The organism is Pseudonocardia benzenivorans CB1190 (assembly GCF_000196675.2).
Taxonomy (GTDB): domain Bacteria; phylum Actinomycetota; class Actinomycetes; order Mycobacteriales; family Pseudonocardiaceae; genus Pseudonocardia; species Pseudonocardia benzenivorans.
The window spans coordinates 2,087,260-2,099,159 of sequence record NC_015312.1 but is presented as its reverse complement, the minus strand read 5'-3'; the positions used below and the strand labels follow the sequence as shown (position 1 = coordinate 2,099,159).

At 72.7% G+C, this 11,900-nt stretch carries 14 protein-coding genes; 4 read left to right on the top strand and 10 right to left on the bottom strand.

From position 1 onward, the window contains the following. Positions 1–23: 23 nt before the first annotated feature. The 3 genes from PSED_RS10015 to PSED_RS10010 form a co-directional block, all read right to left on the bottom strand. Positions 24–275, bottom strand: coding sequence for a hypothetical protein (locus PSED_RS10015; RefSeq protein WP_202946361.1), 252 nt, complete (start codon positions 273–275; stop codon positions 24–26). An 81-nt stretch (positions 276–356) separates the two neighbouring features. Then, positions 357–491, bottom strand: a complete 135-nt coding sequence (locus tag PSED_RS35275) for an MFS transporter small subunit (protein WP_013674129.1) — start codon at positions 489–491, stop codon at positions 357–359. Beyond that, a complete protein-coding gene (locus PSED_RS10010) occupies positions 488–1,897 on the bottom strand; it encodes an OFA family MFS transporter (RefSeq protein WP_013674128.1) in 1,410 nt (469 codons plus the stop codon). The genes PSED_RS35275 and PSED_RS10010 overlap by 4 nt, the downstream gene beginning before the upstream one ends. 155 nt (positions 1,898–2,052) lie before the next feature. Here PSED_RS10010 and PSED_RS10005 point away from each other — a divergent pair, with 155 nt between their 5' ends. Then, positions 2,053–3,258 (top strand): CaiB/BaiF CoA transferase family protein, encoded by a 1,206-nt coding sequence (locus PSED_RS10005; protein ID WP_013674127.1) that lies wholly within the window; start codon positions 2,053–2,055, stop codon positions 3,256–3,258. Between the two features lie 274 nt (positions 3,259–3,532). Here PSED_RS10005 and clpX read toward each other — a convergent pair whose 3' ends face one another. From clpX to PSED_RS09975, 6 genes are all read right to left on the bottom strand, one after another. Further along, on the bottom strand, positions 3,533–4,813 hold the full coding sequence (clpX, locus tag PSED_RS10000) for an ATP-dependent Clp protease ATP-binding subunit ClpX (protein WP_013674126.1): 1,281 nt from the start codon (positions 4,811–4,813) through the stop codon (positions 3,533–3,535). Positions 4,814–4,987: 174 nt separating this feature from the next. Next, positions 4,988–5,602, bottom strand: a complete 615-nt coding sequence (locus PSED_RS09995; RefSeq protein WP_041760874.1) for an ATP-dependent Clp protease proteolytic subunit — start codon at positions 5,600–5,602, stop codon at positions 4,988–4,990. An 8-nt stretch (positions 5,603–5,610) separates the two neighbouring features. Then, positions 5,611–6,222, bottom strand: a complete 612-nt coding sequence (locus PSED_RS09990; RefSeq protein ID WP_049803358.1) for an ATP-dependent Clp protease proteolytic subunit — start codon at positions 6,220–6,222, stop codon at positions 5,611–5,613. Between the two features lie 337 nt (positions 6,223–6,559). Then, complete coding sequence (tig, locus tag PSED_RS09985) at positions 6,560–8,044, bottom strand: trigger factor (protein ID WP_013674123.1); 1,485 nt, start codon at positions 8,042–8,044, stop codon at positions 6,560–6,562. Between the two features lie 283 nt (positions 8,045–8,327). Continuing rightward, the gene (locus PSED_RS09980; RefSeq protein WP_049803357.1) at positions 8,328–8,672 is read right to left on the bottom strand and encodes a hypothetical protein; all 345 of its coding nucleotides are present in this window, start codon (positions 8,670–8,672) and stop codon (positions 8,328–8,330) included. Positions 8,673–8,829: 157 nt separating this feature from the next. Beyond that, positions 8,830–9,003, bottom strand: a complete 174-nt coding sequence (locus PSED_RS09975; protein ID WP_013674121.1) for a CsbD family protein — start codon at positions 9,001–9,003, stop codon at positions 8,830–8,832. Between the two features lie 284 nt (positions 9,004–9,287). Here PSED_RS09975 and PSED_RS09970 point away from each other — a divergent pair, with 284 nt between their 5' ends. Genes PSED_RS09970 through PSED_RS09960 form a run of 3 tightly spaced genes read left to right on the top strand, consistent with a single transcriptional unit; the run spans position 9,288 to position 10,956 of the window. Next, positions 9,288–9,905: an RNA polymerase sigma factor gene (locus tag PSED_RS09970; RefSeq protein ID WP_049803642.1), complete on the top strand. Its 618-nt coding sequence runs from the start codon at positions 9,288–9,290 to the stop codon at positions 9,903–9,905. Then, on the top strand, positions 9,896–10,552 hold the full coding sequence (locus PSED_RS09965) for a hypothetical protein (RefSeq protein WP_013674119.1): 657 nt from the start codon (positions 9,896–9,898) through the stop codon (positions 10,550–10,552). Before PSED_RS09970 ends, PSED_RS09965 begins: the two co-directional genes overlap by 10 nt. Next, positions 10,549–10,956 (top strand): Asp23/Gls24 family envelope stress response protein, encoded by a 408-nt coding sequence (locus PSED_RS09960; protein ID WP_013674118.1) that lies wholly within the window; start codon positions 10,549–10,551, stop codon positions 10,954–10,956. Before PSED_RS09965 ends, PSED_RS09960 begins: the two co-directional genes overlap by 4 nt. On the opposite strand, the gene PSED_RS09955 is transcribed toward PSED_RS09960, so the two are convergent. Next, positions 10,902–11,666: a (2Fe-2S)-binding protein gene (locus tag PSED_RS09955; protein WP_041759471.1), complete on the bottom strand. Its 765-nt coding sequence runs from the start codon at positions 11,664–11,666 to the stop codon at positions 10,902–10,904. The genes PSED_RS09960 and PSED_RS09955 overlap by 55 nt on opposite strands. Positions 11,667–11,900 lie beyond the last annotated feature (234 nt).

The window sequence follows — 11,900 nt, the reverse complement described above, 5'->3', positions numbered from 1 at the left end:
GCCCGCGCCAGGCAGCGCCCCGATCAGGAGCGTGGAGATGCCCATGAGCAGCAGCGTCGACACGAGGGTGCGTCTGCGGCCGATCCGGTCGCCGAAGTGCCCGAACAGGACCGAGCCGAACGGCCGCGCGACGAACGCGACACCGCGAGGGCGGTCCCCTGCGCGGCAACGAGCTCGGGGAAGTAGACCGTGTTGAACACCAGCGCGGCGGCGGTGCCGTAGCTGAAGAAGTCGTAGAACTCGATGATGGTGCCGATCATGCTCGCCGTCGCCACCCGGCCCATCGGAACGCTAGCCGGGACGTCCGAACGTCCGATACAGCCGAACAGGCACCAATCAGACGGTCGGACGATTCCTCACCCGCCGAACAGCGCCGGGAGCTTGATCAGCAACTGCCACAGCCCGTAGGCGAACGGCACCGCCACCCACAGCCACGCCAGCACGACCAGCACCGGCGGGACCGGGCGCTCCTGATCCCGCGGACCCGTCATCGGTTCACCTCCCCCGTGTCCGCACCGGCCCCGACCTCGGGTGCCGTGCCGTCCTTCTCGTGCCAGCGCGGATCGACCGGCTTGATCAGCTCGTTGGCCACGAAGCCGACGACGAGCAGGACGATCATGATGATGAACGACGTCGTGTACCGCGCCGGGCCCGCCTCGTCACGGTGGGCGTCCGCGATCGCGTTGACGATCATCGGCCCGAGCACACCCGCCACCGACCACGCCGTGAGCAGCCGGCCGTGGATGGCGCCGACCTCGTAGGTGCCGAACAGGTCGCGCAGGTAGGCCGGGGCCGTCGCGAACCCCGCCCCGTAGAACGAGAGGATCAGCATCGCGCAGATCAGGAACAGCACCTTGTTCGCGTTGGTCGTCAGCTCGATGACGAGGTAGAGGACCGCGCCGACGCCCAGGTACATCCGGTAGATGTTCTTGCGCCCGATGACGTCCGACGCCGACGACCACACGAAGCGGCCCAACATGTTCGCGAGCGACAGCAACGCCGCGAAGCCCGCCGCCGCGGCCGCGAACGACGCCGCCGGGTTCGAGCCGGCGAAGAAGTCGCTGAAGATCGGGGCGGCCTTCTCCAGGATGCCGATGCCCGCGGTCACGTTGAAGCACAGCACGACCCACAGCAGCCAGAACTGCGGCGTCTTGATCGCGTTGGCGGCCGACACCCCGCCGGTCGTGATCAGCTTGCCCGTCTTGCGGGTCGCCGGGTCCCAGCCGGCCGGGCGCCAGTCGTCGGCCGGGACGCGGATGAGCAGCCAGCCGGCCGACATGAACACCGCGTACGCCAGCCCCATGATCAGGAAGGTCAGCGCGATGCCGTCCGGGTCGGGCGTGTTCCCCGTCGCCCCGAACGCCGAGAGCATCGACGCCGACCACGGCGCCGCGATCAGCGCGCCGCCGCCGAAGCCCATGATCGCGATGCCGGTGGCCATCCCCGGGCGGTCGGGGAACCACTTGATCAGCGTCGAGACCGGCGAGATGTAGCCGATCCCCAGCCCGATCCCGCCCACCCCGCCGTAGCCCAGGACGACCAGCCAGTACTGCCGCGTCCACACCCCCAGCGCCGCGATCAGGAAGCCCGTCACGAAGCATGCCGACGACACCAGCATCGCCCAGCGGGGGCCGTTGCGGTCGACGCGCGTGCCGAACACCGCCGCCGACAGCCCGAGCATCACGATGCCCAGCTGGAACGGCAGCGAGCTCGCGACACCGGAGATGTTCAGGCCCTTCTCCAGCGGCGTCTTGAACACGCTCCACGCGTAGGCCTGCCCGATCGACAGGTGCACCGCCAGCGCCGCGGGCGGGATGAGCCAGCGGCTCCAGCCGGGACGCGCGATGATCCGCTCTCGCGTGAGGAAACCGGCAGCGTGGCCCTGCGACGTCGTCATCGGCACATCTCCCTCGAACGGGACCGAGTCGGCCGAACGTATGTGAGCAGCGGGACGACCGCAGCGCGGAAGCGCCTGCTGCCCGAAACATCCTGTTCGGCCCGCGCGCCGGGTCCGGCCACGACCCCCCGGGCGCCGCGTGCTTGGCTCGGCCCATGACGCTCCCCTCCGACGACCTGCGCCCCCGCACCGGCCCGCGTCCCCTCGACGGCGTCCGCGTCGTGACGTTCGACCACGCCGTGTCCGTCCCCTACGCCGGGCGGCTGCTCGCCGACCTCGGCGCGGACGTCGTCAAGGTCGAACGGCCAGGGGGCGACTTCGCGCGCAACTACGACACCGCGTGCGGCGACGTGTCGTCGTACTTCGCCTGGATCAACCGCGGCAAGCGCTCCGTGGTGCTGGACCTGAAGACGCCCACCGGGCTCGCCGCGGCGCACCGGCTCGTCGAGACCGCCGACGTGGTGCTCGCCAACCTCGGGCCCGGGGCCACCGCCCGGCTCGGTCTCGACGGGGACACCCTGCGCGCCAGGCTCCCCCGGCTCGTGACCTGCGAGCTCACCGGATACGGCGACGGCGGGCCCGCCGCGGGGCGCAAGGCCTACGACGCGCTCATGCAGTCCGAGGCAGGGCTGCTCGAGCTCACCGGTGACGGGCCCGTCACCGCCAGGGCCGGCATCTCCGTCGCCGACATCGCCGCGGGCGTGCAGGTCCACGCCGCGGTCCTCGCCGCGCTGCTGCACCGCGAGCGCACCGGCGAGGGCGCGACGCTGCGGATCTCACTGCTCGAGGCGCTCACCGAATGGATGCACCAGCCGATGCTCTATGCGCTGGGCACCGGCACCCCTCCCCCGCGCACCGGTGGGCACCACCCGTCGATCGCGCCCTACGGGCCCTTCCCGTGCGGCGACGGCGTCTCGGTGCACCTGGCGATCCAGAACGAGCGGGAGTGGGCCCGGCTGTGCGCCGTCGTCCTCGGCGACGCCGCGCTCGCCGCCGATCCCCGCTTCGTGACGGTCCGCGACCGCGTCGCCCACCGCGACGCGCTGCACTTCGAGATCGACCGCCGGCTCGCGACGATCACCGCCGAGCGCGCGGGCGAGTTGCTCGACGAGGCCGACATCGCCTGGACCAGGGTCGGGCTGGTCGCCGACCTACCCGCACACCCGCAGCTCGTCGCCCGCGACCGCTGGCGTCAGGTCACGGTGCCCGGCGGCGCCCCGGTGCCGATGGCCCTGCCGCCCGTCGACTCCTCGGCCTGGCCGGCCCCCGACGGCGAGGTCCCCGCCCTGGGCGCGCACACCCGCGAGGTCCTCGCCGAGCTGGGCTACGCCGACGCCGAGCTCGACGCCCTGCTCCAGTGACCCGCAGTCGGCGCCGCGGTCTCGGGCCGGGTCCCGCCGGGCGACGGGCGAGAGGTTCCGCCCGCGGCCTCCCGAGCGCAACCCCCCCTGCTCCGAATCCGCCCGCGCACAGCAGAGAGGTTGCGCACGGGATGACGGGCGCAACCTCAGCGCGCCGAATTCGGTGGCGGACAGCGAGGAAGTTGCGCGCGGGTGGGAGGCAGGGCGTCCCGGTGCGGGACAGCAGAACGCCGGCCCCCTCGGCAGGAGGCCGGCGTTGTGCGGTGCGTGAGCGTCAGGCCGAACGGTCGCGACGCTCCCGGCGCGGAGGCTGCCGGGGCACGATCGTCGGGTTGACGTTGCTGCGCACGGTGTCCTCGGTGACGACGACCTTGGCGACGTCGTCACGGCTCGGGATGTCGTACATGACGGGGAGGAGGACCTCCTCCATGATCGCCCGCAGGCCGCGGGCGCCCGTGCCGCGCAGGATCGCCTGGTCGGCGACGGCCTCGAGCGCGTCGTCGGTGAACTCCAGCTCCACGCCGTCCATCTCGAACAGCTTGCGGTACTGCTTCACCAGCGCGTTGCGCGGCTCGGTCAGGATCTTGACCAGGGCCTCCTTGTCGAGCGAGGTCACCGAGGCCACGACCGGGAGCCGGCCGATGAACTCCGGGATCAGCCCGAACTTGATGAGGTCCTCGGGCATGGTGTCGGCGAAGCTCTCCGACGACTCCAGGTCGGTCTTGGAGCGGATCTCCGCCCCGAAGCCCAGCCCGCGACGGCCGACCCGGTCACCGATGATCTTCTCCAGGCCCGCGAACGCACCGGCCACGATGAACAGGACGTTCGTCGTGTCGATCTGGATGAACTCCTGGTGCGGGTGCTTGCGGCCGCCCTGCGGCGGGACGCTCGCGGTGGTGCCCTCGAGGATCTTCAGCAGCGCCTGCTGCACACCCTCGCCGGAGACGTCGCGCGTGATCGACGGGTTCTCCGACTTGCGGGCGATCTTGTCGACCTCGTCGATGTAGATGATGCCGGTCTCGGCGCGCTTGACGTCGTAGTCGGCGGCCTGGATCAGCTTGAGCAGGATGTTCTCGACGTCCTCGCCCACGTACCCCGCCTCGGTCAGCGCGGTGGCGTCGGCGATGGCGAAGGGGACGTTGAGCAACTTGGCCAGCGTCTGGGCGAGGTAGGTCTTGCCGCAGCCGGTGGGACCCAACATGAGGATGTTCGACTTGGCGAGCTCGACGCCGTCGCCGTCGGACCCGCGCGACTTGTCGCCCGCCTGGATCCGCTTGTAGTGGTTGTAGACCGCGACCGAGAGGGTCCGCTTGGTGGCCGACTGCCCCACGACGTACTGGTCGAGGAAGTCGTGGATCTCGGCAGGCTTGGGCAGCTCGTCGAGCTTGACCTCACCGGCCTCGGCCAGCTCTTCCTCGATGATCTCGTTGCAGAGATCGATGCACTCGTCGCAGATGTAGACGCCTGGACCCGCGATCAGCTTCTTGACCTGCTTCTGGCTCTTCCCGCAGAAGGAGCACTTGAGCAGGTCACCGCCGTCACCGATGCGTGCCATGAGTGCAGACCCCAGTCCCATCCGGCACACCCGGCGGTGCGCCCGCTCGTGACGGTACCTGCCGAGCGCGCCTCCCGGGGAGCGTCGAAACGCTCCGATCGGGAAACGGCTCGGCAGACGGTCGTATCGGGGCCGTGCCGACCCCGCCGCCGGCCCCGCCGGGCCGACAACCGGTCAGCCGACTGCCGACAGCTTCCGGCTCTGGATGATCTCGTCGACGATGCCGTACTCCTTGGCCTCGTCGGCGGTGAGGATCCGGTCGCGCTCGATGTCGTCGTGCACCTGCTCGGGGGTGCGGCCGCTGTGCTTGGCCAGCGTCGTCTCCAGCAGGCGCCGCATCCGCGTGATCTCCGCGGCCTGGATCTCCAGGTCGGACACCTGGCCGTAGAAGCCCTCGGTGGCCGGCTGGTGGATCAGGATCCGGGCGTTCTGCACCGCGAGGCGGCGGCCCGGGGTACCGGCGGCGAGCAGCACCGCGGCCGCCGACGCCGCCTGCCCGAGGCAGACGGTCTGGATGTCGGGCCGGATGAACTGCATCGTGTCGTAGATCGCCATCAGCGAGGTGAACGACCCGCCCGGCGAGTTGATGTACATGCTGATCTCACGGTCGGGGTCCGCGGACTCCAGGCACAGCAGCTGCGCCATGACGTCGTTGGCCGACGCGTCGTCGATCTGCACGCCGAGGAAGATGATGCGCTCCTCGAAGAGCTTGTTGTACGGGTTGGACTCCTTGACCCCGTAGCTCGTGCGCTCGACGAACGAGGGCAGCACGTAGCGGGAGCTCGGCATCTCGAAACTCACTGGGCACTCCCGTTCCCGTTCGATGCGGCGTCGGGCAGCTGCCCGGCCCGCGAGATCACGTGGTCGACGAAGCCGTACTCCAGCGCCTCCTGGGCCGAGAACCAGCGGTCGCGGTCGAAGTCGGCGGTGATCTTCTCGACGGTCTGGCCCGTGTGGCCCGCGATCAGCTCGGCCATCTCGCGCTTGTGCCGGCGGAACAGCTCGGCCTGGATCGCGATGTCGGACTCGGTGCCGCCGACACCCGCCGACGGCTGGTGCATGAGGATCTGGCAGTGCGGCAGCGCGTAGCGCTTCCCCCGGGTGCCCGCCGAGAGCAGGAACTGCCCCATCGAGGCGGCCAGGCCCATCGCGTAGGTGGCCACGTCGCACTCGATGAACTCCATGGTGTCGAAGATGGCCATGCCGGCCGTCACCGAACCACCCGGGGAGTTGATGTAGAGAGCGATGTCGGCCGTCGGGTCCTCCGCCGACAGCAGCAGCATCTGGGCGGCGATCCGGTTGGCGATGTCGTCGTCGACCTGCTGGCCGAGGACGATGATCCGCTGCTGGAGCAGCCGCTCGTACACGGAGTCCGACAACGTCATCGACGTCGGCGCACCGCGCCGCATCTCCGCCGGCAGGCCCGCGGAACGCGGGCCACTATCCTGCTGGCTCACGAGCCCTCCTCGCTGTCGCTCGTCGGTCGCGTTCGCGCCCGCTGCTGTGTTCGACGGTGAGCTCGCAAGCTCGCTCACGAGCCCTCCTCGACGATCGTTCGGTGCTGAGCCTGCTGGCTCGCTCACGTCATTCCTGCCTTCTGTCACGTACCGGCTCGCGTACCCGTCCCTCCCGGAGCGGGCCCCGGGAGGTGATCCGTGGCGCCGACCCTACGCGGACGCCGGGACCGGCGTCCGCGATCGGGCGGGTTGTTCGCTGTGGGCGCACGGGGCGCCCGGACGTAGACCGTCAGGCGCTGGTCGACGCGCCCTTGGCGGTGTCGTCGGTCGCCTCGTCGGAGGCCTCCGGCGCGGCGTCGGCGACATCGGCGTCGGCGTCGGCGTCGGCGTCGGCGTCCTCCACCACGTCGCCCTCGACCACGTCGCCCTCGACCGCCTCGGCGGCCTCGTCGGCCGGGCCGAGCAGGTCGCTCAGGTCGACGGCGGTGCCGGCCTCGTCGGTGACGGTGGCGGCCCGGACGGCGACGATCAGCGCCTTGCTGCGCCGCACGTCGGAGTAGATCGCGCCGAGCTGGCCGGACTGCTGGATGCGCTGGACGAACTCGTCGGGCGACATCCCGTACTGCTGGGCCTGGTAGACGATGCGCTCGGTGAGCTCCTGGTCGTTGACCGAGACCTCCTCGGCGTCGGCCAGCGCGTCGAGGATCAGCCGGACCTTGACCGACTTCTCGGCGTCGGCGCGGACCTCGGCGTCGAACTCCTCGCGGGTCTTGCCCTGCGAGGTGAGGAACTCGGCGAACTTGTCGTCGTCGTGGTCGAAGGCGTGGACCGCGTCGTGCAGCGACGACTCGACCTCGGCCGCCACGACCGTCTCCGGCAGCGGGACCTCGGTGGCCTCGACGATCGCGTCGAGCACCTTGTCGCGCGCCTGGGAGACCTGCTCCATGCGGCGGACCCGGCCGAGGCGCTCCTTGAGGTCGGCCGTCAGCTCGTCGAGCGTGTCGAACTCGCTGGCGAGCTGGGCGAACTCGTCGTCGGCCTCCGGGAGGTCGCGCTCCTTCACCGCGGTGACGGTCACCGTCACCGCGGCGTCCTTGTCGGCGTAGTCGCCGGCGACCAGCGTCGAGGTGAAGGTCTTCGACTCCCCCTCGGACAGACCGGTGATGGCCTCGTCGATGCCGTCGATCAGGCCGCCCTGGCCCACCTGGTAGGAGAACCCGGTGGTCGCGGCCTCCTCGATCTCCTTGCCGTCGACCGACGCGGAGAGGTCGATCTGCACGAAGTCGCCCTCGGCGGCGGGCCGCTCGACGCCCTTGAGGGTGCCGAAGCGCGCGCGCAGCGAGTCGAGCTGCTCGGTGACCTGCTCGTCGGTGACCGCCACGTCGTCGACCTGGACGGCGATGCCGTCGAGGTCGGGCAGGGCGATCTCGGGGCGGACGTCGACCTCGGCGGTGAAGGCGAGCTTGTCGCCGTCGGCGATCTCGGTGACCTCGATGTCGGGGCGGCCGATCGGCGTGACCTTCTCCGAGGCCGTCACCGCCTCGCTGTACTTGCCGGGGATCGCGCCGTTGACGACCTCGTCAAGGACGACGCCGCGGCCCAGCCGGGCCTCGAGGATGCGGGCCGGCGCCTTGCCAGGGCGGAAGCCGGGGATGCGGACCTGCTGGGCGATCTTCTTGTACGCGCGGTCGAAGTCGGGCTTGAGCTCGTCGAACGGCACCTCGACGTTGAAACGGACGCGCGTCGGGCTGAGGTGCTCGACGGTGCTCTTCACGGTGGTACTCCTCGGGCCGGCTGCCGGATGTCGTGTCGGTTCGCGCGGTGCGCGCCGTGCGGGTCCTGTTCCGGCGGGCCGAGGTGGCGTCCGTACTGGTCACACGGGGCGCGCTGTGGTGCGGACCGCGTGGAGGCGGTCGTGACGCCGGCGCGACGACGTCAACGGTTCGGCCGAGTCTAGGCGAGTCGCCGCAGCCACCGATCCCTGCCCGTCACGACGTGCGGCGGACGGCTCGCGCCGGATGCGCCGAGCGGTCGGCCGGAGGCCTATCCGGGACCCGTCAGGGGCTCGGCGCGGCGCCGGCCCCGGGCACGACGTCGGCGAACGTCACGTCCACCGGCACCGGGCCCAGCACCGCGCGGACCCGGTCGGCCACCTCGTCGGCGACGACGGCGAGCGGCGAACCCCTGCGGACGACGACGGCGACCTCGGTGGCCTCGCCCGGGCCGCCGACCCGCACCCCCAGCACCCGGCGCCGCCCGGGCAGGTACGACGCCACGGCACCGAACGGGCCGCCGTCGAGGCGCACGACGTCGGGATGGGCGAGCACCGCCGCCGCGACGGCCTCGACCACCTCACGGGCCGCGGCGGTCCCTGGACCTGGCCGGGAGTCCTCGACGGGCACGCCGCCCACGGTAGTGCGCCGGACCCGGCGCGGTGCCCCGCACAGGATGCGACACGCGGCTCTGCACAGGACCCGGGACGCGGCCGGACACGCGGCCGGACACGACGAGGGGCCCCGGACCGATGTCCGGGGCCCCCACGCCGGTCAGGCGCAGCCGTTACTTCTTGAACGCGTCCTTGACCTTCTCGCCCGCCTGCTTCAGGTTGCCGACGACCTGGTCCTTCTTGCCCTCGGCCTCCAGGTCACGGTCCTCGGTGGCCTTGCCGGTGCCCTCCTTGGCCTTGCCGGCCATCTCCTGAGCCTTGTTGTCGATCTTGTCACCCATGCCCATGTTCGGCCTCCTCGGTGGGTCCCGGTGCCGGTGTCGCCGGACGCCGCCGGGCCCCTCGTCGACCGCGTACCCGTGGTGCGACCGGGCTACACGGACGGCGGCGGCGCCCGCGACGCGCGCACCGGGTGACGGACCCCGACACCGGGCCGGACGCCGGTAGTGTGGGCGTCGTCACAGAGGGCAGGATGGACGGGCACGAGCGGCGGGACCCGGGGGGAACGGTGGCGGCGTTGCGCGATGCCGGTGACGTGCGCACCCCCGTGCCCTCTGCGGGTCCGGCACCCGTGCCCCGCGAGGCCGTCGAGCAGCCCCGACCCGCGGTCGGTGCCCGCCTCGCCGATCTCGACGAGCACACCCTGGTCGTGCGCGCCCAGGAGGGCGACGTGCGGGCGTTCGAGGCGCTGGCCCGCCGGCACCAGACCGCGCTGTACCGGCTCGCCGTGCGCGTGCTGGGGAACCGCTCCGACGCCGAGGACGCGTTGCAGGACTCGCTGCTCGACGCGTGGCGGCGGATCGGCTCGTTCCGTGGCGACGCCTCCTTCTCGACGTGGACCTACCGGATCGTGGCCAACCGCTGCACGGGGATGCTGCGCCGGACACGTCCGCCCGTGCCGGTGGCCGACCCGGGAGCGGCGGGCGGGGACGACGCGGCGGGGCTCGTCGGCAGGTCCCGGCCGCGGTCACCGGAACGGCAGGCCGAGCTCGACGCCGGGATGGCCGCGCTGGGCGACGCGCTCGCCGCGCTGCCCCACGACCAGCGCGTGTGCTTCGTGTTGCGCGAGCTCGAGGGCCTCGGATACACCGAGATCGCGCAGATCACGGGCACGGGTGAGGCGACGGTGCGCGGCCGCATCCACCGCGCCCGCAAGACGCTGGCGGAGGTGATGCGCCCGTGGCGGTGAGCCCCCACGACGGCCGGGGCCGTGTCGCGCAGGACGACGCCGGTGCGCACCTCCCCGCGCAGGGCGATGTCGTCGAGCCGCTCGCCTGCGGCCGCGACGCCGCGACCGTGTGGGACCACGCCGAGGCCGGCACCCTCGACGCCCACGAGCGCGAGTGCCCGCACTGCGGTGCCGCGGTCGCCGACGCCCGGGGCCTGGAGGCGATGGTCAGCCGGCTCGCGGCGCAGCCGCTGGTCCCGCCGCCGACGGTCGTCGACCGCGTCGTGGGCGCTGTGCTGGCCGAGCTGCGTCCGCGCGACCTGCTGGTCCTCGACTCCCCCTACGGACCGGCCGCCCTCGACGCGACCGCGGCGGCGGCGGTGCTGCGCGGCGTCGTCGACGCGATGGACGGGATGCGCGCGCGCAGCTGCCGGATCTCCCGGCCCGCGGGCGACGCGGGGCGCCCCGTTCCGCCCGCCGAGGTGAGCATGACCGTGACCGCACGGTTCGGCATCGAGCTGGCGTCGGCGACGGCGCGGGTGCGGCAGATGGTGCTGGCGGCGGGTGAGCAGGCGCTGGGGGTGCCGGTGACCAGGGTCGACATCGAGGTCGTCGACGTGTTCGACCTCCCGCAGCCGTCGTCGCCCGCCGGGCGGGAGGGCCGGTGACCGGGCCGCGGACGACGTTCCACGTCGGCGACGGCGTCGTCGCCAGGGTCGCGGCCGAGGCGGCCACGGGCGTGCCCGGCGTCGTCGCACTGCGCACCGACCTGGCCGGGACGCTGCTCGGGCTCGCGGGGGCGGTGCTGGGCACGACGCGGGCCCCGGTCGTCGCCGCCCGGGTCGACGGGACGCAGGCCGAGGTGAGCATCGACGTCGTCACCCGGCTCGGGTTCAACTGCCGCGACCTCGCCCGCGCGGTGCAGCGCGAGGTGTCGGCGGCGGTCGCGCAGTACACGGGTCTCGAGACGCTGGTGCGCGTCACCGTCGTGGACGTGCTCCTCGACGGGGCGGCCCCTCAGCGCGCGGCCAGCACGCAGTCGCCGCAGGTCCCGCCGCCGGGCGCGCGGTAGTACAGGCAGCAGGACCGGCGGCGGAAGGTCCACCCGACGTCGGGCGCGACGGCCGCGCGACGCTCGCCCGTCGCCGCGAGCGCCGGGTGGTCGAGCACGACCTGGGCGATCCGCGCCGCCCGCGCCGCCGCCGCCGGCCGGTCGAGGCCGACGAGGCGTTTGCCCGCCGCGACCGACGACGCGGCGTTGCCCCACAACGTCCGCGCCGAGACCCGGACCTGCGCGCGCACCGCCTCGACGAGCGGGGCGAGGTGCTCCTCGACGAGGAGGTCGGCGAGGCGGCCGGCGAGCTCGGCCTCGCCGAGCCCCGGTCCCGCGAGCACGCCCGGGTCGCCGACCCACAGCGGCCACGGGCCGGTCGCCGACACCCGCCAGTGCACGTCGCGAGCGGTGAATGCGGGCAGCACGTCGTGCAGGATCACGACGGCGAGCGGAGCGGAGAGCACCCGGGCCGCCATCCCCTGCAGCGTGATCGACGCGGCGATCCGGTCGTCGACGGGACCGCCGTCGCCGCCGAGGACGCGGGCCACGTGCGCGATCCGGGCGGCCAGCGGGCCCGGGTCGGTGTAGAGGTCGCTCAGCGGGCGCCAGGTGGGGTCGACCGCCTCGGCCGGGTTGGTGTCGACGCGGAAGAACTCGTTGAACCCGGCCACGTCGGCCAGGGCCGCCCGCACGTCGACGACTCCGGCCGCCCCGGTCACTCCCACCATGGCGGCATTCTCCCGCCCCACCCGGGCGAGCCGGGCCGCCGGGGCCGTCGCCGAGCGTGCGTAGGACTGGGCCGATCGAGTGATAACCGCGGCACATCGGGCCACACGACGCAACCTCCGCGGGGTCTCCCGGCCTGGTCGGGACCCGGGAACGGGACGATCTTCGCAGGTCGTCCGGCCCGTCATCGTGCTCACGGCGGTCGTGAGTAGCGAAACGCGGCCACCACATGCGAC

What these genes read in the sequence shown, in the direction of transcription:
- PSED_RS35275 (WP_013674129.1), bottom strand. Translation starts at nt 491, where the DNA reads ATGACGGGTCCGCGGGATCAGGAGCGCCCGGTCCCGCCGGTGCTGGTC.
- PSED_RS10010 (WP_013674128.1), bottom strand. Translation starts at nt 1,897, where the DNA reads ATGACGACGTCGCAGGGCCACGCTGCCGGTTTCCTCACGCGAGAGCGG.
- PSED_RS10005 (WP_013674127.1), top strand. Translation starts at nt 2,053, where the DNA reads ATGACGCTCCCCTCCGACGACCTGCGCCCCCGCACCGGCCCGCGTCCC.
- clpX (WP_013674126.1), bottom strand. Translation starts at nt 4,813, where the DNA reads ATGGCACGCATCGGTGACGGCGGTGACCTGCTCAAGTGCTCCTTCTGC.
- PSED_RS09995 (WP_041760874.1), bottom strand. Translation starts at nt 5,602, where the DNA reads ATGCCGAGCTCCCGCTACGTGCTGCCCTCGTTCGTCGAGCGCACGAGC.
- PSED_RS09990 (WP_049803358.1), bottom strand. Translation starts at nt 6,222, where the DNA reads ATGCGGCGCGGTGCGCCGACGTCGATGACGTTGTCGGACTCCGTGTAC.
- PSED_RS09975 (WP_013674121.1), bottom strand. Translation starts at nt 9,003, where the DNA reads ATGGGCATGGGTGACAAGATCGACAACAAGGCTCAGGAGATGGCCGGC.
- PSED_RS09955 (WP_041759471.1), bottom strand. Translation starts at nt 11,666, where the DNA reads ATGGTGGGAGTGACCGGGGCGGCCGGAGTCGTCGACGTGCGGGCGGCC.